The organism is Allobosea sp. GW821-FHT03A12 (assembly GCF_058986765.1).
This window is the reverse complement of the sequence record NZ_JBYSVZ010000001.1, coordinates 1,228,584-1,251,545: the sequence shown is the minus strand read 5'-3', so window position 1 is coordinate 1,251,545 and position 22,962 is coordinate 1,228,584. Positions and strand designations below refer to the sequence as shown.

Annotated in this window: 24 protein-coding genes and 1 tRNA gene; 17 read left to right on the top strand and 8 right to left on the bottom strand. The window is 65.7% G+C overall.

The annotated features are described in order from the left end of the window. Positions 1–590 precede the first annotated feature (590 nt). The 4 genes from AC3WLC_RS05865 to AC3WLC_RS05850 all read left to right on the top strand — a co-directional run bounded on the left by AC3WLC_RS05865 (position 591) and on the right by AC3WLC_RS05850 (position 4,959). Positions 591–1,736, top strand: a complete 1,146-nt coding sequence (locus tag AC3WLC_RS05865) for a type III PLP-dependent enzyme (RefSeq protein ID WP_346357010.1) — start codon at positions 591–593, stop codon at positions 1,734–1,736. A 231-nt stretch (positions 1,737–1,967) separates the two neighbouring features. Continuing rightward, positions 1,968–2,504, top strand: a complete 537-nt coding sequence (locus AC3WLC_RS05860) for a GNAT family N-acetyltransferase (RefSeq protein ID WP_493682984.1) — start codon at positions 1,968–1,970, stop codon at positions 2,502–2,504. A gap of 124 nt (positions 2,505–2,628) precedes the next feature. Further along, on the top strand, positions 2,629–3,429 hold the full coding sequence (locus AC3WLC_RS05855; protein WP_493682983.1) for a phosphodiesterase: 801 nt from the start codon (positions 2,629–2,631) through the stop codon (positions 3,427–3,429). A 93-nt stretch (positions 3,430–3,522) separates the two neighbouring features. After that, positions 3,523–4,959: a homospermidine synthase gene (locus AC3WLC_RS05850; RefSeq protein ID WP_493682982.1), complete on the top strand. Its 1,437-nt coding sequence runs from the start codon at positions 3,523–3,525 to the stop codon at positions 4,957–4,959. A gap of 169 nt (positions 4,960–5,128) precedes the next feature. Here the strand turns inward: AC3WLC_RS05850 and AC3WLC_RS05845 are convergent, their stop codons facing one another. Both AC3WLC_RS05845 and AC3WLC_RS05840 read right to left on the bottom strand, forming a co-directional pair. Then, positions 5,129–5,434 carry a hypothetical protein gene (locus AC3WLC_RS05845; protein ID WP_493682981.1) on the bottom strand — a complete coding sequence of 102 codons (306 nt, stop codon included), beginning with the start codon at positions 5,432–5,434 and terminating at the stop codon, positions 5,129–5,131. A 122-nt stretch (positions 5,435–5,556) separates the two neighbouring features. Next, positions 5,557–6,636 (bottom strand): hypothetical protein, encoded by a 1,080-nt coding sequence (locus AC3WLC_RS05840; RefSeq protein WP_493682980.1) that lies wholly within the window; start codon positions 6,634–6,636, stop codon positions 5,557–5,559. Between the two features lie 448 nt (positions 6,637–7,084). Between AC3WLC_RS05840 and AC3WLC_RS05835 the strand changes: the two genes are divergently transcribed. After that, the gene (locus AC3WLC_RS05835; RefSeq protein ID WP_346358188.1) at positions 7,085–8,119 is read left to right on the top strand and encodes an aspartate-semialdehyde dehydrogenase; all 1,035 of its coding nucleotides are present in this window, start codon (positions 7,085–7,087) and stop codon (positions 8,117–8,119) included. Positions 8,120–8,292: 173 nt separating this feature from the next. Beyond that, positions 8,293–9,219, top strand: coding sequence for a DMT family transporter (locus AC3WLC_RS05830; RefSeq protein WP_493683133.1), 927 nt, complete (start codon positions 8,293–8,295; stop codon positions 9,217–9,219). A 288-nt stretch (positions 9,220–9,507) separates the two neighbouring features. Here AC3WLC_RS05830 and AC3WLC_RS05825 read toward each other — a convergent pair whose 3' ends face one another. Then, positions 9,508–10,176, bottom strand: coding sequence for a TetR/AcrR family transcriptional regulator (locus AC3WLC_RS05825; protein WP_493682979.1), 669 nt, complete (start codon positions 10,174–10,176; stop codon positions 9,508–9,510). A 149-nt stretch (positions 10,177–10,325) separates the two neighbouring features. On the opposite strand from AC3WLC_RS05825, the gene AC3WLC_RS05820 reads away from it, so the two are divergent. From AC3WLC_RS05820 to AC3WLC_RS05795, 6 genes are all read left to right on the top strand, one after another. Further along, complete coding sequence (locus tag AC3WLC_RS05820) at positions 10,326–11,519, top strand: HlyD family secretion protein (protein ID WP_493682978.1); 1,194 nt, start codon at positions 10,326–10,328, stop codon at positions 11,517–11,519. A gap of 167 nt (positions 11,520–11,686) precedes the next feature. Beyond that, entirely contained in the window at positions 11,687–13,279 is a 1,593-nt protein-coding gene (locus tag AC3WLC_RS05815; protein ID WP_493682977.1) for a DHA2 family efflux MFS transporter permease subunit, read from the top strand. 169 nt (positions 13,280–13,448) lie between these two features. Beyond that, positions 13,449–13,982: an iron response transcriptional regulator IrrA gene (irrA, locus tag AC3WLC_RS05810; RefSeq protein ID WP_493682976.1), complete on the top strand. Its 534-nt coding sequence runs from the start codon at positions 13,449–13,451 to the stop codon at positions 13,980–13,982. Then, entirely contained in the window at positions 13,979–14,266 is a 288-nt protein-coding gene (locus AC3WLC_RS05805) for a (2Fe-2S)-binding protein (protein WP_091836568.1), read from the top strand. Before irrA ends, AC3WLC_RS05805 begins: the two co-directional genes overlap by 4 nt. Before the next feature lie 110 nt (positions 14,267–14,376). After that, positions 14,377–14,865: a bacterioferritin gene (bfr, locus tag AC3WLC_RS05800; protein ID WP_092156792.1), complete on the top strand. Its 489-nt coding sequence runs from the start codon at positions 14,377–14,379 to the stop codon at positions 14,863–14,865. 233 nt (positions 14,866–15,098) lie between these two features. Continuing rightward, positions 15,099–15,638 carry an MOSC domain-containing protein gene (locus AC3WLC_RS05795; protein ID WP_493682975.1) on the top strand — a complete coding sequence of 180 codons (540 nt, stop codon included), beginning with the start codon at positions 15,099–15,101 and terminating at the stop codon, positions 15,636–15,638. Positions 15,639–15,740: 102 nt separating this feature from the next. Here AC3WLC_RS05795 and AC3WLC_RS05790 read toward each other — a convergent pair whose 3' ends face one another. The 4 genes from AC3WLC_RS05790 to AC3WLC_RS05775 form a co-directional block, all read right to left on the bottom strand. Further along, complete coding sequence (locus AC3WLC_RS05790; RefSeq protein WP_493682974.1) at positions 15,741–16,406, bottom strand: cold-shock protein; 666 nt, start codon at positions 16,404–16,406, stop codon at positions 15,741–15,743. 179 nt (positions 16,407–16,585) lie between these two features. Continuing rightward, positions 16,586–17,305: a carbonic anhydrase gene (locus AC3WLC_RS05785; protein WP_493683132.1), complete on the bottom strand. Its 720-nt coding sequence runs from the start codon at positions 17,303–17,305 to the stop codon at positions 16,586–16,588. 70 nt (positions 17,306–17,375) lie between these two features. Beyond that, positions 17,376–17,690, bottom strand: coding sequence for a DUF167 family protein (locus tag AC3WLC_RS05780; RefSeq protein ID WP_493682973.1), 315 nt, complete (start codon positions 17,688–17,690; stop codon positions 17,376–17,378). A 115-nt stretch (positions 17,691–17,805) separates the two neighbouring features. Continuing rightward, positions 17,806–18,096, bottom strand: coding sequence for a YggT family protein (locus AC3WLC_RS05775; protein ID WP_493682972.1), 291 nt, complete (start codon positions 18,094–18,096; stop codon positions 17,806–17,808). Between the two features lie 109 nt (positions 18,097–18,205). Here AC3WLC_RS05775 and AC3WLC_RS05770 point away from each other — a divergent pair. Together AC3WLC_RS05770 and AC3WLC_RS05765 are read left to right on the top strand one after the other, a co-directional pair. Beyond that, a tRNA-Ala gene (locus AC3WLC_RS05770) sits at positions 18,206–18,281 on the top strand. Positions 18,282–18,451: 170 nt separating this feature from the next. Then, positions 18,452–18,664, top strand: coding sequence for a hypothetical protein (locus AC3WLC_RS05765; protein WP_493682971.1), 213 nt, complete (start codon positions 18,452–18,454; stop codon positions 18,662–18,664). 332 nt (positions 18,665–18,996) lie between these two features. On the opposite strand, the gene AC3WLC_RS05760 is transcribed toward AC3WLC_RS05765, so the two are convergent. Beyond that, positions 18,997–19,920 carry a GGDEF domain-containing protein gene (locus AC3WLC_RS05760; RefSeq protein WP_493682970.1) on the bottom strand — a complete coding sequence of 308 codons (924 nt, stop codon included), beginning with the start codon at positions 19,918–19,920 and terminating at the stop codon, positions 18,997–18,999. Between the two features lie 281 nt (positions 19,921–20,201). Between AC3WLC_RS05760 and AC3WLC_RS05755 the strand changes: the two genes are divergently transcribed. From AC3WLC_RS05755 to AC3WLC_RS05745, 3 genes are all read left to right on the top strand, one after another. Further along, positions 20,202–20,408, top strand: a complete 207-nt coding sequence (locus AC3WLC_RS05755) for a hypothetical protein (RefSeq protein WP_493682969.1) — start codon at positions 20,202–20,204, stop codon at positions 20,406–20,408. A gap of 139 nt (positions 20,409–20,547) precedes the next feature. Continuing rightward, positions 20,548–21,405 carry a LysR family transcriptional regulator gene (locus tag AC3WLC_RS05750; RefSeq protein ID WP_493682968.1) on the top strand — a complete coding sequence of 286 codons (858 nt, stop codon included), beginning with the start codon at positions 20,548–20,550 and terminating at the stop codon, positions 21,403–21,405. Between the two features lie 185 nt (positions 21,406–21,590). Next, positions 21,591–22,946 carry an amidohydrolase family protein gene (locus tag AC3WLC_RS05745; protein ID WP_493682967.1) on the top strand — a complete coding sequence of 452 codons (1,356 nt, stop codon included), beginning with the start codon at positions 21,591–21,593 and terminating at the stop codon, positions 22,944–22,946. Positions 22,947–22,962: the final 16 nt, after the last annotated feature.

The window sequence follows — 22,962 nt, the reverse complement described above, 5'->3', positions numbered from 1 at the left end:
CTGGTCTAGGGCACTGCCCTGGCCTGCGCGAGCCAGCGTTAAAAGGAAATGAGAGCAGCGCCCTGCCTCCCTGCTCTCGTCCTGTAAAAAATCCGGTCCCGGCCGTCAGAAAAAACTTGAAGCAAAGTGCACCCGTCCGTATATGGGGCTCACCCAATTCGCACGTGCCTGTGGCCGCGTGCTGGTCGGTGGGCATCCGGACAAGAGGCCGGACAGCCGCCAGGGATGGGAAACGGATGGAGGGGGATGGACATCCCCTCAAATCACGCTCCCGGCGCTCGCAAGAGGGCCGCTCCCGAACAGCGACCGGCAGCCGGAGGCAAAACCGGCGAACCCCGAATCTCCACGGGGGACGCAGCTTAAAGCAACGACGGAGCGGGCTTTTTTGGTCTCGCCGGCTTTCCACAGGCCGGCACCGAAGAGGCTTGTCCTTCATTGCCGGCCGTGCGGGGTCTCCCCAATCGACGGTGTTTCGGGTCCGGACGTTTCGTCCGCTGTCCTTAGGCGTCTCCACAGCGCCTCGGGTCGCGAACGTTTCAACCGGCTACACGTCGTATCGGCGCCGCTTGCGCCGAAGGGAGCTGCGTCTCATGACCGAGCGCATCCGTGAATTTCTGCGTGACCGCCGCGAGGACGGCCCCTGCGTCGTGATCGACCTCGAGGTCGTTCGCGAGAATTATGTCGCCTTCTCCCGGGCGCTGCCGGACACCCGTGTCTTCTACGCGGTCAAGGCTAACCCGGCGCCGGAAGTGCTGCGCCTGCTGGCCAAGCTCGGCTCCTGCTTCGATTGCGCCTCGGTTGTCGAAATCGAGCTGGCGCTGTCGGCCGGTGCCACGGCAGATCGCATCTCCTTCGGCAACACCATCAAGAAGGAGCGCGACGTCGCCCGCGCCATGGAGCTCGGCGTGCGCCTGTTCGCCGTCGACTGCCAGGCCGAGGTCGAGAAGATCGCCCGTGCCGCCACTGCCACCAAGGCCGAGGGCGCGCGCATCTTCTGCCGCATCCTCTGCGACGGCGCCGGCGCCGACTGGCCGCTCTCGCGCAAGTTCGGCTGCGTGCCCGAAATGGCCGCGGACGTGCTCGAGCATGGCCATCGCCTCGGCCTGCAGGCCTATGGCATCTCGTTCCATGTCGGCTCGCAGCAGGCCAATGTGAACGCTTGGGATTCGGCCCTGGCCTCGGCCTCGGCCGTGTTCAAGGAATGCGCCACCCGCGGTCTTTCGCTGTCGATGGTCAACCTCGGCGGCGGCTTCCCGGCGCGCTACCTGAAGCCGATCCCGGGCGTCCCGGCCTATGGCGATGCGATCTTCCAGGCGCTGTCGAAGCATTTCGGCAACCGCCTGCCGGAGACCATCATCGAGCCGGGCCGCGGCATGGTCGGCGAAGCCGGCCTGATCGAGGCCGAGGTCGTGCTGATCTCGAAGAAGAGCGAGGACGACCAGGTTCGCTGGGTCTATCTCGACATCGGCAAGTTCAACGGTCTCGCCGAGACGATGGACGAGGCGATCCGCTACCCGATCCGAACGATCCGGGACGGCGACGCCACGGTTCCCTGCGTGCTCGCCGGCCCGACCTGCGATTCGGTCGACGTCATGTACGAGAAGACCCCGTACATGCTGCCGTTCAGCCTGGAGATCGGCGACAAGGTCCTGATCGAGGGCACCGGCGCCTATACGACGACCTATGCGGCCGTCGCCTTCAACGGCTTCCCACCGCTGAAGCAGTACGTCATCTGACGAAACGGGAGGGTTGAGAGACCCTCCCTCACTCATCGGGTCCGGCGAAGCGCCCTGCCATCGATCGGCAGGCTGCCCGTGGAAACCGGGCGGAGCGTTCGTGCCTCCAAGAATGGAGCGCGAGCGTGGCTCCCGCCGGACCCTCTTCCACACAATCCCTTGTTTGTGGCCGCGTCCGCGCGGCGCCGGGAAGGTCCGCGCGATGGCGGGCGCTCCGGCAGGAGGTGCGTCATGATCACGATCCGCGACGAGATCGAGACCGATATCCCGGCCCGCGAGGCCCTGCTCGACCGCTGCCTCGGCGAGCGCCGCACGGTGAAGTCGAGCGAGCGCCTGCGCGAAGGCCGCCTGCCGGCTGCAGGTCTGGCCCTGACGGCAGAACGCGACGGCGCCATCGTCGCGACCGTGCGGCTCTGGCATGTCGAGGCCGCCGGCAAGCCGGCGTTGCTGCTCGGCCCGCTCGCGGTCTCGCCGGAGCTGCAGGGCGAGGGTCTCGGCAAGGCGATGATGCGCGAGGCGATCTGGCGCGCCGCCTGCCGCGGCCATGGCGCGATCCTGCTCGTCGGCGACGCGCCCTATTACGAGCGCTTCGGCTTCACGGCCCAGCCGATGGCCGAGCTTTCCATGCCTGGCCCGTTCGAGCGCGAGCGCTTCCTCGGCCTGGAACTGCGCGACGGCGCGCTCCAGGGCGCGAGCGGCGTGCTGAAAGCCACGGGGGCGCTCGCCCCGGCCGAGGGAATGGACGGACTCCGACGTCGCGCAGCCTGAGCTTCTCTCGGGATCGTAGTCGATCCGTCATCAAATCGCGTCATTGAAGCCCGCGCAGCCTTGGCTGCGCGGGCTGCCGTCAGGTAAGGCGGCCTGCAACGCCTTCCCTGACGAAGAAGACAAAATGCTGATCGCCCATCTCTCCGACCTGCACATCTGCCCGCCCGGCCGCCTCGCGCTCAAGGTCTCCGACACGATCGGCATGACGCAGCGCGCCTTCGAGGCCGTCACCGCCCTGCCTGTCCGCCCCGACGTCCTCGTCATCACCGGTGACCTGACCGAGAGCGGCCTGCCGGAGGAATACGCGCTCGTCCGTTCGATGCTGGAGACGCTCGGCCTGCCGGCGCTGCTGATCCCCGGCAACCATGATGTCCGCGAGGCGATGATCGCCGGGCTCGACCTCGGCCCGCATGCCGATCTCGGCGGCGGCTTCATCCAATTCTCAGCCGATCTCGGCCCCCTCAGGCTGATCGGCCTCGACACGCTGCTGCCCGGCTCCAGCGCCGGCGCGATCTGCGATGCGCGCCTCGATTTCCTGGAGCGGTCGCTGGCGGAAGCCGCGGGCCGGCCCGTCGTGCTGTTCACGCACCACCCGCCCTTCTCCTGCGGCCTCGGCTACATGGATGCGGTCATGCTCAAGGACGGCGCGGCCCGCCTCGCCGAGATCGTCGCACGCCATCCCAACATCGAGCGCGTGCTCAGCGGCCATCATCACCGCTCGGTCCAGGTCCGCTATGCCGGCACGATCGGCCAGGTCGTGCCGGGCGTCGCCCACCAGGTCATCCTGGACCTGACGCTGGGGGCGCAGGCGCGCTTCCTGATGGAGCCGCCGGCCTTCATGCTGCATATGTGGCAGCCCGATGCCGGCCTGATCTCGCATACCGCCTATGTCGGTGCCTTCGAAGGGCCGTACCCCTTCACCTGAGGCGGCCAGCAAGCCGCCGCCATTGACGCCGGATGGCCCGCCCCATACCAGCGTCCGCTTATCCTCAACCAGACCACCCAGGAGTGAAAAAGAATGACGGATTGGCCCGTATACGGCGAGATCAGCGGCCCGATCGTGATGATCGGCTTCGGTTCGATCGGCCGCGGGACACTGCCGCTGATCGAGCGGCATCTCAAATTCGACAAGAGCCGGTTCGTGGTGATCGCACCCGACGACGACAACCGCGCTTTGCTGGACGAGCGCGGCATCCGCTTCATCCAGGAAGCCGTGACGCTCGAGAACTATAAGACCATGCTCACGCCCCTGCTGACCGCGGGCGGCGGCCAGGGCTTCTGCGTCAACCTCTCCTGCGACACCGGCTCGCGCGACATCATGGAGCTCTGCTCCAGCCTCGGTGCGCTTTATATCGACACGGTCAACGAGCCTTGGCTCGGCTTCTATTTCGACGAGACGAAGGGTCCGGGCGAGCGCTCGAATTATGCGCTGCGCGAGATGACGCTCGCCGCCAAGCGCGCGCGGGCGCCGGGCTCGACCACGGCGGTCTCCTGCTGCGGCGCCAATCCCGGCATGGCCTCCTGGCTGGCCAAGAAGGCCCTGCTGAACATCGCCTCCGACATGCGCCTCAACGTGCCGCAGCCGACCACCCGCGAGGAATGGGCCGGGCTGATGAAGCAGGTCGGCGTCAAGGGCATCCATATCGCCGAGCGCGACACGCAGCGTTCGAAGAACCCCAAGCCGCCGGGCGTCTTCGTCAACACCTGGTCGGTCGAGGGCTTCATCTCCGAAGGCGTGCAGCCGGCCGAACTGGGCTGGGGCACCCATGAAAAGTGGATGCCGGACAACGCCCGCACCCACGAGACCGGCTCGCAGGCCGCGATCTACCTGATGCAGGCCGGCGCCGAGACCAAGGTGCGCAGCTGGTGCCCGACCCCGGGCCCGCAATACGGCTTCCTGGTGACGCACAACGAGTCGATCTCGATCGCCGACTATTTCACCGTGCGCGACGAGGCCGGAAAGGCGATCTACCGGCCGACCTGCCACTACGCCTATCACCCGGCCAACGACGCCGTGCTCTCGCTGCACGAGATGTTCGGCAATGCCGGCCGCCCGCAGGAGGAGCACCATATCCTCGAGGAGAACGAGGTCATCGACGGCATCGACGAGCTCGGCGTGCTGCTCTACGGCCACGACAAGGGCGCCTACTGGTTCGGCTCGCAGCTCTCGACGGAGGAGGCGCGCAAGCTCGCCCCTTACCAGACTGCGACCGGTCTGCAGGTCACCTCGGCCGTGCTCGCCGGCATGGTCTGGGCGCTGGAGAACCCCAAGGCCGGCATCGTCGAGGTCGAGGAGATGGATCTCGATCGCTGCCTTTCGATCCAGATGCCCTATCTCGGACCGGTGCAGGGCTACTACACCGACTGGACCCCGCTCGATGGCCGCCCGGGCCTGTTCCCGGAGGATATCGACACCACCGATCCCTGGCAGTTCAGAAACATCCTGGTGCGGTAAGTCCGTCATTCTCGGGCGGAGCGAAGCGCAGACCCGAGAATCTCAGAACGAGAAGGCGCTACAAGGTGCCTCCTCCGGCCAGAGATGGCCGGGTCAAGCCCGGCCATGACGCACAGAACAAAAAAGGCCCGCCTCACGGCGGGCCTTTTCGATTCAAGCTTGCAATCGCTCAGAAGCGCGGCGTCGAGAAGCTGTTGGCGAACGGGTTGGCGCCCGATCCGATACGCGAGGGCAGCGTGCCTTCGCCATAGAGCTCGCCGACGGACGAATAGACCGGGCTCGCCACGATGTTCTGCGTCGCATAGCGGTTCATGCTGCCGACCGGCACGACATTGCCCGCGTCGAAATAGCTGCGCTTCTGCACAGTAACGCGCAGCGGACGGCGCTGCTGCTGCGCCTCGGCCACCGAGACCGCGAAGGTGACGGCTGCAACGGAGAGGGCCAGGCCGGCGGCGAGACGGGAAAGCGAACGCATGACGATCTCCTGAGGCGGTTGCCCCGCCGAAGCTGCCGGCGGATCGGCTGTCGCTGACGATACAAGTCCAGAGTTAATGCTTTTGCTGCGCTCCGCCAGTGCGGCGCCGCAACACGAGGCCGTTACCGCGCCTGCGCCTGCTTGCTGCTGGTCGGCCGCAGGGCCGGCGCCTTGCCGTCGGCATCGAGCCAGGAGCCCTTGCGGCCGGTCGCGGCGAGCCGCGGCACCGAGCAGCCCTGCCGGCGGTTGAGCTCGGTGCGGGCGAAGCTGGCGCGCAGCTCGGGATCGTCGCCGGCGCTCAGCAGGTCGATCCGGTCGATCAGGCAGATCAGTTGCGCCCGGTCGGCCGGCCGCGCCTCGCTGCCGCACCACCAGCCGGAGAAGGAGAGATGCGCCGCCCCGTCGAGATGGCGGAAGGCGATGCAGGCGCGCCCGGCGCTGCCGTCGCTCAGGCCGATATCGGCGGTCTCGACGATGCCGAACTTGGTCTCGATCGTAGTCGCCGCACCGCTGCGCCCGACCGAGAGCCCACGCGCTGCGCTCTCGCGCACCAGCGTGATCACGAAGGGCTGCGACATCCCGGCGAGCGCCTTCTGCACCTGCGCATCGCGGTTGACCTGGAATTTGAGCGCCAGGAAGGATTTGCCGTCGCCGAATTCGCCGAAGCTCAGCATGTCCTCGCGGCGCTGGCCATCCTGGCTGCGCCGCGCCTCATAGGCGCTCCGCTTGTCGAGTTCGGGCGATTCCAGGCCGAACAAGGCGATCGGGCGGCCGATCGTCACCCAGCCATCCTGCCCGGCAGCCATCGGCAGCGCCTGCAGGCGAACGTCGCGGACGAGCGGAGCAGCCGAAGCCTCGGCCGGTGAGGCGAGGCTCGCCAACGCAGGTTCCGAAGAACCCGAGGAGAGGCCAGCAACGAGCATCGCGGTCAGGCTGATCCCGGTCAGCGCCGCGAGGCCGCGCCAGACGAGGCCGCCGGTCAATCCGATCGCGCCCGAGCGCAGGGCACGCCGCATCGGCCGCAGGATCCGCGCGAAGCCGGCCTCGGTCGCGTCGGCAAGATCGACAAGCCGCGCGGCGAGGTCGAAGCGGCCCGGCGTGGCGTCTGCCAGGCCCTGCAGGCGCGGCTGAAGGCGCTGCCCGCTTTCCTGAAGGCGCAGTTTGACTCGCTGCCAGATGGCGCTGATCTCGTCCCCGGACACGACAGAACCCAACCCGTTGCGCGGCCCGCACCCCTGCCAGCCGCCTCATCCCACTCGCCAGCGAGCTTTCGCCGGCCGCGATGAGCAGGCCGTTACCGCGCGTCTTCCATCGTGAAACAGGGTCAATGGCCGGTAAGGAGGCAGGGTTAATGCCGGAGCGGTAGCAGGACGATTGACTTTTTATCGCGGCTTGTGTTTGGGATTGCGCGCCGGATGCCTATCTCCCGGCTTCGCGATGATGCTCAGGTTGGCTCAGTGACGTTCCGTCTGACGACGAAAACCACGACCAAAACGACGGCCGGGAAAACCCGGACGTCGCACTGACACGTCGCCTCGATTCCGGGCTCTCCCCCCCGGCCGGGGTCAACCGGCCGAACCCGCAAGCGAGATCAGCGGCGACGGCTCCCCGGGGAGGCACAACCGGTTTCGCCAGAAGGAATTCACGAAGATGAGCTTCAAGGTCGCGGTCGTTGGCGCCACGGGCAATGTGGGCCATGAAATGCTCGACATCCTTGCCGAGCGCGCTTTCCCCGTCAGCGAGGTCGTCGCCCTCGCCTCCTCCCGCTCCGTCGGCACCGAGGTCTCCTTCGGCGACAAGACGCTGAAGGTGAAGGCGCTCGAGCATTACGACTTCTCCGACACCGACATCTGCCTGATGTCGGCGGGCGGCGCGGTCTCGAAGGAATGGTCGCCGAAGATCGGCGCGCAGGGCGCCGTCGTGATCGACAACTCCTCGACCTGGCGCATGCATCCCGACGTGCCGCTGATCGTGCCGGAGGTGAACGCCGCCGCAGCCGCCGGCTTCAGCAAGATGAACATCATCGCCAATCCGAACTGCTCGACGGCGCAACTCGTCGTGGCGCTGAAGCCGCTGCACGAGCGCTTCGGCGTCAAGCGCGTCGTCGTCTCGACCTATCAGTCGGTCTCCGGCGCCGGCAAGGAAGCGATGGACGAGCTCTTCAACCAGACCCGCTCGGTCTTCGCCGCCGGCGAGGTCGAGGCGAAGAAGTTCCCCAAGCGCATCGCCTTCAACCTCATTCCGCAGATCGACGTCTTCATGGAGGACGGCTTTACCAAGGAAGAGTGGAAGATGATGGCGGAGACCAAGAAGATCCTCGATCCGAAGATCAAGCTGACCGCGACTTGCGTGCGCGTGCCGGTCTTCATCGCCCATTCCGAGAGCGTCAACATCGAGTGCGAGAAGCCGATCACCGCCGATGAGGCGCGCGAGGTGCTGCGCACCGCTCCGGGCATCCTCGTCATCGACAAGCACGAGCCCGGCGGCTACATCACCCCGCACGAGGCGGCCGGCGAGGATGCGACCTATATCTCGCGCATCCGCGAGGATGCGACCGTCGAGAACGGCCTCGCCTTCTGGTGCGTCTCGGACAATCTGCGCAAGGGCGCCGCGCTCAACGCGGTCCAAATCGCCGAGGTGCTGGTCAACCGCAAGCTGATCCAGCCGCGCAAGCAAGCCGCCTGAATTCAGGCCAGCTGATTTAAAGAAAATTTCAAGGCGGGCCTCGTGCCCGCCTTTTTCTTGCGTCGACGCATGGCGACCGTGCCGGATTTGCGCAAGGGATCGCCCCGATCATCGGCTAGGGTCGCCACGCCCATCGAGATTCGCTGAAAACCTTGCCCGATACCTTGACCAGAGTGCCTCTGCCGGTCGAACCAGCCCCGGTCGAGCCGCCGCAGCGCCCTGCGCCGCGGCGCGACAACAGCCTGCGCGGCATTGGCCTGATGCTGCTCGGCAGCATCTTCCTCTCTGCCGCCGACGTCGCCTCGAAATATCTCACCGCGACGACCCCGGCGATCCAGGTCGTCTGGCTGCGCTATGCCGCTTTCGCCCTGATCATGCTGGCTGTCGCCGCTCCCGGTGGCTTCAAGCAGTTGAAGCCACGGCGAGCCAGCATGCAGATCCTGCGCGGCGTCGCCGTCACGGTCTCGTCGATCCTGTTCGTCTCGTCGCTCAAATATCTGCCGATCGCCGACGCGACCGCGACGAGCTTCGTCTCGCCGCTCTTTGTCACCGCGCTGTCGATCCCGATCCTCGGCGAGAAGATCGGCTGGCGGCGCTGGACCGCGACGGCCGTCGGCCTGATCGGCGTGCTGATCGTCGTGCGTCCCGGCGGCAGCGATTTCCAGCTCGCCTCTATGCTGCCGGTGCTGTCGGCCGTGACCTGGGCCTTCGCGCTGATCGTCACCCGCATGATGAGCGCGACCGAGAACCCGGTGACGACCCTCGCCTGGTCGGCAGTCGTCGGCTGCATCGTGCTCTCCGCCCTCCAGCCCCTCACCTGGCAGCCGCTGTCGGCCGAGGCGCTGCTGGTCGGCCTGTTCATCGGCATATCCTCGACCGTCGGCCACTGGTTCGTGATCCAGGCCTTCCGGCATGCCGACGCCTCGCTGCTGGCGCCCTTCTCTTATGTGCAGCTGCTCTGGGCCTCGGCCTTCGGCTTCATCCTGTTCTCGGTGCTGCCCGACGCCTTCACCTGGTTCGGCTCGGCCATCATCATCGCGTCGGGCCTCTACACCGCCCATCGCGAGCGCATCAGGGCGCGCAAGGTCACCGGCCACTGAGTTTTCGGTACCGGCAGAGCGTCTTTCCGGGGCATGGCGAAGCCATAAGCCCAGAACCCTTGAACACTGCTGTTGCAAGAGGAGCTCTGTGAGCTGGCCCGGCCATACGCCAGCGTCGTGGTCATGGGTTCCAGGCTCGGCCCGAGGGCCGCCCCGGAATGACGCCAGCGGCTATAGCATCGGACCGAAAAGTGGAATCCACTTTTCGGAATAATCCGATGCGATAGCAAGGTGATCGATCATCGTGACCGCGTCCATTCGGACGCGCGATGATCTAGCGGAGCTGCCTCAGGCCTTCTTCGCCCTATAGCGCGCCATGAAGGTCGCCACCGCCTCGCCGACGACATGAGCGATCTCGTCCTCGCTCGGCGGCGTGCGCTCCGCATTGAACAGACGCGGGCGCATCAGGGTCGACTGCGAGAGGTCGACGAACTGCGCTGCCGCCAGGGCTGGATCCGCGATCGCCAGCTCGCCCTGCGCCACGCGGCGGGCTAGGAAGGCGGCAAGCTGCTGTGCGCCCTGCATCGGGCCGCGCTCGTAGAATTCGCGGCCGAGATCGGGCATGCGCTCGGCGACCCCGAGCACGATGCGATGGGCGCTCAGCGCGAAGGGATTGGTCAACAAGCGCACCAATCCGCTGCCGAAATTCATCAGCGCCTGATTGAGATCGGGCTCCTCGGCGAGGGCCTCATACATGCCCTGCTTCTGCTTCTCGCGCTCGCGCTCGATCAGCGCGACGAAGAGATGCTCCTTGTCCTCGAAATAGACATAGAGCGTGCCCTTGGAAACGTTCGCCGCCGCGGCGATGTCGTTCATGCTGGCCGCATCGAAACCACGCGCCGTGAACACGGCATGCGCCCCTTCGAGGATCTGGTGGCGCTTCTCCGGATCGGCGCCGGCGACCCGCCGGTTGCGGGAGATCGCCTTGACATGTCGCGGCTCGAGCGTCGCGCTCATTATGTTCCATCCGTCCCGCGCATGATCGCGCTTGCAAAAATAATCGAACCGACCGGTTCGATTTCCTCTTGATATGCACCTCGCACAGCGCTATTTCAAGCGCAATCGAACCGGACGGTTCGAAACCAGATTGTCAGGGCATTGTCACCATGACTGCCGAATCCACCCTTGAAAAGCGCCGCGACCGTTTGAAGCTGGTCGATCCCGTGCTGGAACAGACCCCCGCCCCCGCCGAGGCCCGCAAGGCGAGCGAGGACGTCGCCGCTCCGGAGCAGGCCGCCGAGAAGCCGGTGCGCAAGCGCAGTGGCGTCAAGCGCGTCGCGCTCATCCTCGTCGCCGGCACGGCGCTCGCCGCCGGCCTCTGGTACGGCGTCGACTGGTGGCGCAATGGCCGCTTCATCGTCTCGACCGACGATGCCTATGTCGGCGCCGAGATGGCGACGATCTCGGCCAAGCTGCCCGCCAACATCGCCACGATCGCGGTGACGCAGAACCAGGAAATCAAGGCCGGCCAGCCTCTGGTCAAGCTCGACGATGGCGACCAGCGCATCGCGCTGGAGAGCGCCCAGGCCAAGAGCGCCACCGCCAAGGCGACGCTCTCGCGCATCGATGCACAGATCGAGGCCGCCCGCGCCAGCCTGCAGCAGGCCCAGGCGCAGCAGACCTCGGCCGAGGCCGCCGTCACCCGCACCGCTGCTGATTTCGACCGCGCCCACAACCTCGCCGCCAAGTCCTATGGCTCGCAGGCGACGCTCGACGCCGCTACCGCCGCACGCGACCAGGCCGTCGCCTCGCTCGCCAGCGCCAAGGCCGGCGTCGTCCAGGCGCAGGCCAATATCGAGGTGCTGAAGGCTCAGCGCGTCGAGGCCGCCCGCCAGATCGACGAGCTCAAGGTCGCCGAAGACAAGGCCGCGCGCGACCTCTCCTTCATGTCGATCTCGGCGCCGATCGACGGCCTCGTCGCCAACACCAACATGCAGCTCGGCGATCTCGTCAGCGCCGGCAAGCGCCTGATGTCGATCGTCCCGCTCGACAAGGTCTATGTCGACGCCAACTTCAAGGAGACGCAGGTCGGCCCGCTGAAGATCGGCGACAAGGCGAAGATCACCGTCGACGCCCTGCCCGGCCAGGTCTTCGACGGCACCGTCAGCGGCATCGCCGGCGGCACCGGCTCGGTCTTCACCTTGCTGCCGCCCGACAACGCCACCGGCAACTTCACCAAGATCGTCCAGCGCGTGCCGGTCCGCATCGCGATCTCGCCTGAGTCCGCGGGCAAGCACGTGCTGCGCCCGGGCATGTCGGTCGTGGTCTCGATCGACCCGCGCCCGAACGCGCAGAAATAGAAGATAACCGGGCCCTCGACCCGAGGAGCCGTTCCCGACCGGGGAATGGCGATGCGCAAAGGCTCAATCGCCCCTTCTGGGCCAATGCGCACCGCGCCTCACGGCGCTCCTCGGGCCGGGGGCCCGGCCCCGTAATCAGACAAAGATCTTCTGTCGAGGAGGCCGGCATGGCCACCGCCACGACTGCCCTGCCCGCCGGGCCTGCGCCGGCCGCAGACGCCATCCCGCTGCGCCGGATCTTCGCCTTCATGGCGATGGTCTTCGGCATGTTCATGGCGATCCTCGACATCCAGATCGTCTCGGCCTCGCTCGCCGAGATCCAGGCCGGACTGTCGGCCTCCAGCGACGAGATCGCCTGGGTCCAGACCGCCTATCTGATCGCCGAAGTCATCATGATCCCCTTGTCCGGCTATCTCAGCCGGGCGCTTTCGACCCGCGTCTTCTTCTCGATCGCCGCCGCCGGCTTCACCGTCGCGAGCATCCTCTGCGCCACCTCCAGCTCGATCAACGAGATGATCCTCTGGCGCGCGATCCAGGGCTTCATCGGCGGTGGCATGATCCCCGGCGTCTTCGCTGCGGCCTTCACCATCTTCCCGGCCTCGAAGCGGCCGATCGTCTCGCCTCTGATCGGCCTGATCGCCACGCTCGCCCCGACCATCGGCCCGACCGTCGGCGGCTATCTCAGCCATGCCTTCTCCTGGCACTGGCTCTTCCTGGTCAATGTCGTGCCCGGCATCGCCGTCACCATCGCCGCCTGGAAGCTGATCGATTTCGACCAGCCCGACCACAGCCTGCTCAGGCGCTTCGACTGGGTCGGCCTCGGCGCCATGGCCGCCTTCCTCGGCAGCATGGAATATGTGCTCGAGGAAGGCACGCGGCTCGACTGGTTCGAGAGCCACGAGATCGTCCTGTTCACTTTCGTGATGATCGTCGGCGCCGCCCTGTTCTTCTGGCGGGCGCTGACGCGCGACGATCCGCTGGTCGACCTCTACGCCTTCCGCAACCGCAACTTCGCCTTCGGCTCGCTGTTCTCCTTCACCATGGGCATCGGCCTTTACGGCCTGACCTATCTCTATCCGGTCTATCTCGGGCGCATCCGCGGCTACGACGCGCTGATGATCGGCGAGACCATGTTCGTCACCGGCCTCGCCATGTTCCTGACGGCGCCGATCGCTGGGCGCCTCTCAGCCAAGCTCGACCCGCGTATTATGATGATGATCGGCTTCGGCGGCTTCGCGCTCGGCACCTGGCTCGCCTCCGGGATCACCTCCGACTGGGATTTCTACGAGCTCCTCGTGCCGCAGATCCTGCGCGGCTGCTCGCTGATGCTGTGCATGGTGCCGATCAACAACCTCGCGCTCGGTACCCTGCCGCCGCAGCAGCTCAAGAATGCGTCGGGCCTCTACAACCTCACCCGCAATCTCGGCGGCGCGGTCGGGCTCGCCGTCATCAACACCTTGCTCAACAATCGTACCGACCTGCACATCACCCGCCTGCACGAGGCGGTCGCCGCCGGCCGCCAGATCGCCGAGGAGAATCTCGCCTCGATGACGCAGCGCTTCATCGAGTATGGCGACGCTGCCCAGTCGATGGCGCTGAAGCTGCTGACGCAGCGGGCCCACAAGCAGGCTCTCGTCATGGCCTTCGGCGATGTCTTCCTCGGCCTGACCGTGATCTTCGGCGCCCTGGTGCTGCTCGCTTTGTTCATGACCAAGCCGCCGGCGCCCAAGCCCGGCGCTGGAGGCGGCGGCGGGCATTGAGGCCTGCCGCCGGAGGCATCCTGCACCGTGGACAACCCCCTGATGCGTCTTGCCGCAGGTGCGAAGAGATTGACAGTCGGCTTCGGAGACGGCAAAAATACTAACAATATCAGTAGTTTAGATAAATTCTAAACTGCAAGGACACCGATCTTCGAGTTGGAAGGCGTTCATGAGCATTCTGTCCCTCAAGGATGGCAGCCCGGTACGAAGCCAGACGGACCAGATTCCCTGGCCGCAGAAGGCTCCCGCCGCCTGCCCGATCAGCGCGGTCAAGGCGCGTCTGCGCAGCGTCGGCCTGCGTCCGACCCGCCAGCGCATGGCGCTCGGCTGGCTGCTCTTCGCCAAGGGCGATCGCCATGTCAGCGCCGAGATGCTCTATGAGGAGGCGCTGCGCGCCCGCGAGCCGCTCTCGCTTGCGACCGTCTACAATACGCTACGCCAGTTCTCCGAGGCTGGCCTGCTGCGCCAGGTTTCCGTCTCCGGGCCGAAGACCTTCTTCGACACCAATGTCTCGGAGCACCACCACTTCTACAACGAGGACGACGAGACCGTCGTCGACATCCCCGGTTCCGAGATCCATGTCTCGGGCCTGCCGGTCGCGCCGGAAGGCATGATGATCTCCTCCGTCGAGGTGATCGTGCGCCTGCGTCGCGCCGATGGCGAGGAGACGGTGACGAAGGTCGCCGGAGGCCACCGGGCGTGATCGTCTGCTCCTGCAACGTCCTGTCATGCCGGCAGATCAAGGGCACCATCGCCCCTGACGGCAGTGGTCCGCGCACCGCGGGCGAGGCCTATGACTGCCTCGGCTGCAGCCCGGATTGTGGACGCTGCGCCCGCGAGGTTCGCTCCCTGCTCGTCGAGGCGCGCGCCGCCTGCGCCAGCCAGTGCCATAGCTGCGCCAGCCATGATGTCGAATGCGCCGTGCATGTCTCGGTCGGCCTGATGATGGCCGGCATCGAGGAGAACGACGACCGCGTCGCCGCCTGATCCGGCACGACGCGTTTTCTCGCGCCAGGCGCGCAATCTGCCCTTCCCTTTCCCGCCAAGCCGCTCTACATTAGGATCATTCTAATGTAGCTGATTGCAAGGAGAGCGGCATGAAGGGCGACAAGAAGGTCATCGAATACCTCAACAAGGGCCTGCGCTCCGAGCTCACGGCCATCAATCAGTATTGGCTGCACTACCGGATGCTCGACAATTGGGGGCTGAAGGATATGGCCAAGACCTGGAAGAAGGAATCGATCGAGGAGATGGTCCATGCCGACCGTTTCGTCGACCGCATCCTCTTCCTCGAAGGCTTCCCGAACCTGCAGACCCTCGACGCGCTGCGCATCGGCGAGAACGTCAAGGAAGTGATCGAATGCGACCTCAAGGCCGAGGTCGAGGCGCGCGCCCTCTATCAGGAAGCGGCGAAATACTGCCGCGACGTCGGCGACTACCCGTCCGAGGACCTGTTCAAGGCGCTCATGAAGGACGAGGAAGGCCATATCGACTTCCTCGAGACCCAGCTCGACCTGATCGGTCGCATCGGCCTCGAACTCTACACCCAGAAGCATGTCGGCGGGCTCGAGGGCGACGAGCACTGAGCCTAGGCAGTTTTGTCAAAGGGGCGATCGACCGGGCCTGGTGACAGGCCCGGTTTTTTGTTGCGCATAGCATCGGACTGAAAAGTGGAATCCATTTTTCGGAAGAATCCGATGCGATGACAATGCGATAGATCATCGTGACCGCATCCATCCGGATGCGCGATGATCTAAGCGCCTCCCCAAACGCTGCGCCTCGTGCCAGAGAGCGGCCACCGGCATGAAGGACCGAACGAATGGCTGAGATCGTCGCAGTCGCACGGGATGATGGCCACCGCTTCAGCAAGCCCATCTTGTCGGCGATTCGCCTGCTCGCCGGTCTCGGCGTCGAAGGCGACGCCCATTGCGGCGAGACGGTGAAGCACCGCTCACGCGTCGCGGTCGATCCGACGCAGCCAAACTTGCGCCAGATCCACCTGATCCATGCCGAGCTGTTTGAGGAACTCGCCGCCGGCGGTTTCTCGCTGCAGCCAGGCGACATGGGCGAAAACGTCACCACGCGCGGGATCGACCTGCTCGCCTTACCCGCCGGGGCGCGCCTGCGGCTCGGCCCTGAGGCGCTCGTCGAGATCACCGGCCTGCGCAACCCTTGCGTCCAGATCGAGGCCTTTCAGCCCGGCCTGCTCAAGGCGGTGCTCGGCCGCGATGCGGACGGAAAGCTGATCCGCAAGGCGGGGATCATGGGAATCGTGCTGGAGGGCGGCGAGGTCCGGCCCGGCGATCCCATCGACGTGACCTTGCCGGCCCTGCCCCACCGAGCCCTCGAACGCGTTTGAGGCGGCGGAGCCTTTCGGCCCGCCGCCTCAACGATTCCGTCAAAACCAGCGTCCGGTCAGGCTTGCTCAGCCCGACCGGCCAGTTGGCGCGCGATCAGCTTCTCAGAGGAAGCTGATATTCGCGGCCTCGGGGCCCTTCTTGCCGGCGCGGATCGAGAAGCGCACGCGCTGCCCGTCCATCGGCGGCTGCAGGCCGCTGCGGCTCAGCGACGAGACGTGCAGGAACACGTCCGGCCCGCCCTTGTCGGGGGCGATGAAGCCAAAGCCGCGATCGGTATTGAAGAACTTCACCGCGCCGTCGAACGGCCCTTCCATCGGGGCGCTGGCGCCACGATCGAAGCCGCCGCGATCACCGCCGCGGTCGAAGCCACCGCGATCGCCGCGGTCATAGCCGCCGCCACCGCCATAACCGCCGCCGAAATCATCGCGCGGCGGGCGCGGCGAGAACGGACGGCCACCACCGCCACCCGGACCGCCGGCGCCACGCGGCGCCGCAGGGGCTGCGGTCGAAGCATCGATCTCGTGGACGGAGACGACCTGGAGGCCGCGCCGGCCTTCGCCGAGATCGCAGATGATGGTGGCACCGGGCTGCAGGTCCTGCGGATCCTGCGGGCCGATGGCCGAGATGTGGAGAAAAACGTCGCCGGAGCCGTCCGCCGGAGAGGCAAAGCCGAAGCCTTTCTCCGGATCGAACCACTTGACCTTGGCTTCGATATTCTCGTGGGTGACGAAGGGCGCCGGGGCGGCGGGCTTACGACGATCGAACATGCAGCTTCAACGATAGTGACCGGGAGCGCGCAATCTAGCGCAAGCTTCTGGGTTCGTCATCGGTGCGGCGCAGCAAAAATGCTTGTCCGGCGAAATCAGGCCGGATTGCAAAATTTTTCCCCAGCGACCGCCGTTTCAAGCGGCGGATTGACTAAAACTCACCCGTTCCGGAGCAGACGTCAACCGTCCTGTCCGGGCTCCGCCTCCGAGCAGCGGATCATCTGAACTTTTTTCGGCATCTCGCCGACCGCCGGGACGAACTGCCCGGTCTGCGGATCGAGCAGCATCAGCATGCCGCTCGCGACGGCGAAATAGGCGCCGTGCAGGTGCAGCCTGCCCTTGCTCTCGAGGATGTTGATGCAGGGGAAGGTACGCAGGTTCGCGAGCGACTGCTGCACCGAGAGCAGAGCGAGGCGCTCGACATAATCGTCCAGGGTCTCGTTCCGGCCGCGGCCGCCCGAGCGCCTGGCCGCGGGCTCGACCAGCGTGATCCAGCGGCCGATGAAGTCGCCGGACGAAAGAGGCCCCTGCGTATCGTCGGCGAAGGCCTTGATGCCGCCACAGCGGCCATGGCCGAGCACGACGATATGCTCGACCTTGAGCGCCTGGACACCGTATTCGAGCGCGGCCGAGGTTCCGTGCAGCTGGTCGTCCGGCGAGAAGGGCGGGATCAGGTTGGCGATGTTGCGGATCACGAACATCTCGCCCGGGCTCGCATCGAAGATCACCTCGGGCGAGACCCGCGAATCGCAGCAGCCGATCAGCATGATCTTCGGCGTCTGGCCGCTTTCGGCGAGCTTCTCGTAGCGGCTCTGCTCGCGGACAAAACGATCGTCGAGGAAGGTACGATAGCCTTCCGTCAGGCGCTGCGGGAACGGCTCGGGAGCTTGCTGGTCCATGCCGCAGTTGGGCCAGAAGCCGATGGTCCTCGTCAAGAGCCCGTCCAGCTGATTCTGCTGCGATGCAGCATCAAATCGCGCAAAACTGTTTCTGCAATCGCGCCGCCAGCTCTTCTGCGTCGCCGAGAATCAGGATGCGCTTCAGCCGCGCGCTCGCGCCGGCCGTCAGCGAAACTTGGGAGCGGGAGAGCGACAACTCTTTGGCCAGCAGCGCGATCAGCGCGGCATTGGCCTCTCCTTCGCTCGGCGCGGCGCGGACCCTCGCCTTCAGCACTTGGCGCCCGTCGGCCAGCATCTCGACGCCGTCCAGGCTGTCGCGGCCGCCGCGCGGCGTCAGGCGGATGGCGATCGCAAGCCCGTCCGGCGTGACGGACCAGGCGGTCATTCCACTAGATCACGATGATTTTGGATCGGGTCGATCCAAAATCATCGTGATCGATTCTAAGAGTTTAGAGCAGGGTTTCTGCGAAAAACCGGTTCCCACTTTTTCGCGCCCTGCTCTAGAAGACGTTGGGGTAGATATAGCGCTGGATCACGCTCTGGATGAAGAAGATCACCAGCAGCAGGATGATCGGCGAGATGTCGATGCCGCCGAGATTGGGCAGCATGTTCCGGATCGGCCGCAGCGCCGGCTCGGTGATGCGGTAGAGGAAATCCCAGACCGTCGAGACGAACTGGTTGCGGGTGTTGACGACGTTGAAGGCGATCAGCCAGCTCAGCACCGCCGAGGCGATCAGCAGCCAGACATAGAGGTTCAGCGCCAGCATCACGACGTCGAGAACGGCACGCATCGAGCAGCATCTCCGAGAAGCCAGGGCGCTCCGTCAGAGACACCCACAAAACTCCTGTCGCAAGCGATTGACAGGAGCGTAACGCAGGGCCTAGAAGGCCAGCGCCCTGGGGGCTGTAGCTCAGATGGGAGAGCGCTGCAATCGCACTGCAGAGGTCAGGGGTTCGAATCCCCTCAGCTCCACCAGGCCTTTTCTCCCGAAGTCGATGGTCTTGCCAGCCGCACGGCGCTCATGCGCCTTGGTGCCTTGGGACCGATCCTCGCACCCGCCAGAGCCCCGTCATTCCGTGGGCTTTTTTTCGAGAGATGCGATCCCATCTTCAGGACAGACCGGAAATTGAAGGATCTGTCCGCACATGTCGTGCGATTTCGAACGTTTGGCTGAAGCGATCTATCGCGAGATCGAGAAGCAGCTGCCCGCGCGCGAAGGCGACAGCGCCTTCGGCGGTCGCGACCTTGAATCGGTCCTGATCGACGGGCAGTTGAATCTCGTGAAGATTGCCGCCTCGCTGACGGCACGGTTCTGTGTGCTGGCCGACGATCTGGAGACGATTGTCCCGGCGGAATGATGACTGCCTCTAAAGCTGCGGCTCCAGAGTGGAACGGCGACGCAGCTGCGACATTTGGCAACTGCGCGCCGATCGGAACCGACGATGAATAATCCGGTTGAACGCTCCGAATGCTGGCTCTGGCCAGTTGCTCTGGAGCCGACATGCCTGCCCTTCGGAAATTGTCACGGACGATCGTCAACCTCGTCGCTTACGCGGTGGTCCTTCGCTGGGCGTTCCTGCCGGACCGTGACGCCAATCTGTGACATGTCTTGACGATCCGGTTGCTCACGCCCCCTTCTGAAAAGGCTCGCTTTGCGTCGTGAGCCTCTCCTTACGGACCGGCTGTCCGGTCAGACCGCGCTGGGGCGCATATCGATCTCGGTCGAGAACGCACCCGTCTCAGCAGGCGCCATGGCGACCCTATTGCGGCCCGCTGCTTTCGCCTCATAGAGCTGCCCGTCCGCGAGGCGCAGCATGTCCCTGAAGCTCTCCTTCAGGAGTTTGGCTTCGTGGACGCCGATGCTGGTTGTGACCTGGCGACCTTGAAGCTCGTCAATCTTCAGGGCGGCAATCGCGAGACGCAGTCGATCCGCGATCTGCACGGCCTGCCGAATATCGGTTTCCGGCAAGAGCGCACAGAATTCCTCGCCTCCGATGCGAGCGACGAGATCATAAGGGCGCAGGATACGCTTGGCCGTTTCCGCGACGGCGATCAGCACGATATCGCCAACGTCGTGCCCGAAATCGTCATTCACCCGTTTGAAGTGATCCAGGTCGAATGCAATGACCGAGAGCGGCACCCGAGCTCGCCTGGCACGGGCGATCTCCGTGCTGGCGGCTTCCGCGAGCCATCGGCGGTTACCAAGCGCCGTCAACGGATCCGAGTAGGCTTGCCGTTTCAGTTGCGAAATCTTCTGTTCCAGCGTGCCGACCAGGTCCTGGAACTCGGTCGCAAGCCGCCCGATATCATCCATCCGCTCGGCGCCGAACTTGGGTGGGACACCGCTGGTCCGATACTCGCGGAGAGAATTGGTCAAGACCGAGAGCGGCGACAACAGCTTATGCATCGTGAGAAATGCGATTGCCGTTCCCAATATCGTTGCAGCAAGCGTGATCGACAGGACCAACTTCGAGCTTAATTCTGCACCAGCAGCCACATAAGCCAAAAGAAAGATAATTGGAACGTGCACTGAAACGAATGACGTTGCGAAGGCCTTGGCCAAGAGCGACGAAGAAAATACCTTTCGAGCTTGAGCGAACCGGTCTTTGAGCACAGCGGGTCTCCTAGCAAGGAGGCTCGCGTACCAGCGCCGTGGAATCGGGCGGGTGAATCGAAAAGCTCAAATTATCTGTTCTTTCGATGCGCTCATCGCTAGCGCAAGGGCGACATTCAAATCGGCCATCGGCCTGAAGGGCTGGCCGACTTCGCCTGGCACGCCCAAGAGCGTTTAGGAAACGCATCCGCGGCGTGGTCGGGCTCGTTCTTCGTTCGGTCGTGTCGCACCGTGACTTCGCTGCAGCACACGGGCAGGATCATGTTGGTGAGGAGTGCCCGATGAAGAAGCTGTTTTTGGTCGCCTGTTGCATGATGCTCGCTGGCTGTACCGCCGTTGGCATGTCGGGCCCCTCGGGTGTCGATCCGATGCAGAGCGATGGATCGACCTATGTGCCTGCGGGTGCCGCAGGGACCTACCCACCACCTGCCGACGAGCGCCTCACGTCGACCTGCTCCATGCGCGGACAGAGCGCCGTTTGTCGTTGAGCGACGAACCCACGGTTTCGAGCACCCTCGTTGCGGCCGGTCTGCTTACATGGCGCCTGCGGCCGTGGCGCCGGAGTTGCGGCGGATCGGCACCGCCTAGTATCGAGCGCCCCGCCTCGAACCGCCCGGCCGCGCGACGATGACCCGCTACCCCATGTTCAACCCGCAGCTGCTGCAGAGCTTCGTCGCGGTCTGCGAGAGCATGAGCTTCACCCGCGCCGCCGAGCGGGTCTCGCTCTCGCAATCCACCGTCAGCCAGCAGGTCAGGCGGCTCGAGGAGATGCTGGGCAGGCCGCTGTTCGAGCGCAATCCGCATCAGGTGCAGCTCACCGAGGAAGGCGGCCGGCTGCTGAGCTACGCAAGGCGCATCCTGGCCTTACACGAAGAGGCGCATGACGCGCTGACCGGCTTCTGGCGCGACGGCGTGCTCCGGCTCGGCATGCCCGAGGATTTCACCGTGCCGACCGCCGGCCTGCTGGCGCAGTTCAGCCTGGCGGAACCGCATCTGCGCCTCGACGTCACCAGCGGCCTCAGCGCCGATCTCTCCAGCGCCTATGAGCGCGAGGAGCTCGACCTGATCCTGGTCAAGCAGCGCCGCCGCCAGCCGCCGCGCGCCGCGCGGCCCGAGCCCCTGCTCTGGCTGGACAGCCTGGCCCATCCCGCGATCGAGCGCGCGCCGGTGCCGCTGGCGGTCTTCCCGCTCAACGGGCTTTATCGCGAGGAGCTCTGCGGAGCGCTGGACGAGCTCGGCATACGCTGGCGCGTCAGCTATGCCAGCACGAGCCTGGCTGCCCTCACCGCGGCCTCCGCCGCCGGTCTCGGCCTTACCCTGTTGCCTGCAAGCTGCCGGCAGCAGGGTCATCGCGTGCTCGGAGCGGCCGAGGGGCTGCCCGAGGTCACCGGTTTCGAGCTGGCGCTGTATTATCGCGACAATGCTCCGGCCGCGGCGACCGTCCTGGCCGGGAAGCTCGCGGCCTTCTGCGGGCTGGAGCCATAGGATTTTTTCGCGGCTCCCCGCCGGCTATCGACTTGAACACATTGATCATTGCCGAATCGAATGATCATCATGGGCAAACATCGCTGCCACCGCGGGCGGCTCTCCCGTAGATGGAAGGGCACCAACATCCAGTCCGGGGAAACGACATGGGCAGCGTGCAGCACCAGAGCCGCAGGGGCTTTCTCATGCAGACGGGCCAGCTCACCACCACCGCCGCGGTCATCGGCCTTGCCGGTGGCAGCGCAGAGGCGGCGCCGAGCAAGGCCGAGAAGAGCAGCGACAAGGCCGACGTCACCGCGCTCAGCGATCGCCATTACTATCTCGGCGATGTCCGGCTCGAAGACGGCTTCGACTATGACGGCGACATCGTGGTCGGCACCCGCACCAGCCTCTACACCCTTGAGATCAAGGACGGGAAGGTCGCTGCCCTGCATCCGGCCGGCGCCGCCCTCTCCGCTGGGTTGCCGCGCTACGATGCCGACGGCCAGCTCGCGCTCCCGGCGATGCGCGACATGCACATCCACCTCGACAAGACCTTCTATGGCGGCCCCTGGCAGGCGCCACGCCCGCGCCAGGGCAAGACGATCATGGACATGATCGCCCTCGAGGAGAAGCTGATCCCCAAGCTGCTGCCGACCTCGCAGGAGCGCGCCGAAGGCCTGATCGCCCTGTTGCAGTCGAAGGGCACCACCACCGCCCGCAGCCATTGCAACATCGACCCGGTCAGCGGCCTGAAGAGCCTCGAGCACCTGCTGCTCGCGCTCGAAAAGCATCGCGACGACTTCTCCTGCGAGATCGTCGCCTTCCCACAGCACGGCCTGCTGCATTCCCAGGTCGACGGGCTGATGCGCGAGGCCATGAAGATGGGCGTGCAGCATGTCGGCGGGCTCGACCCGACCAATGTCGACGGCGCCATGGAGAAGTCGCTCGACGCGATGTTCCAGATCGCGCTCGACACCGGCAAGGGCGTCGACATCCATCTGCACGAGACCGGCCCGTCCGGCGCTGCCGCGATCACCTACATGATCGACACGGTCGAGAAGAACCCGGCCTTGCGCGGCAAGGTCACGATCAGCCACGGCTTTGCCCTGGCGACCATGGCGCCCGGCCAGCAGGCCGAGACGATCGCGCGCCTCTCGGCCCAGAAGATGACGATCGCCTCGACCGTGCCGCTCGGCGCCCTGACGATGCCGCTGCCGCAATTGCAGGACAAAGGCGTCTTCGTGATGACCGGCACCGACAGTGTCATCGACCACTGGTCGCCGTTCGGCAGCGGCGACATGCTGGAGCGGTCCTATTTCTACGCGCAGGTCTACCGGAACTCCGACGAGTTCCGCCTGTCGCGCTCGCTCGCCATCGCCACCGGCGGCGTCCTGCCGCTCGACGACGAGGGCAAGCGCGCCTGGCCAAAGGCGGGCGACGACGCCGGCTTCACGCTGGTCGGCGCCAGTTGCTCGGCCGAGGCGGTCGCGCGCGTTCCGGCGCGCAGCGCCACCTTCCACAAGGGCCGGATGGTCTATGGCAGCGTCGCCAAGGCCTAGGCGACCTGGCGCTCAT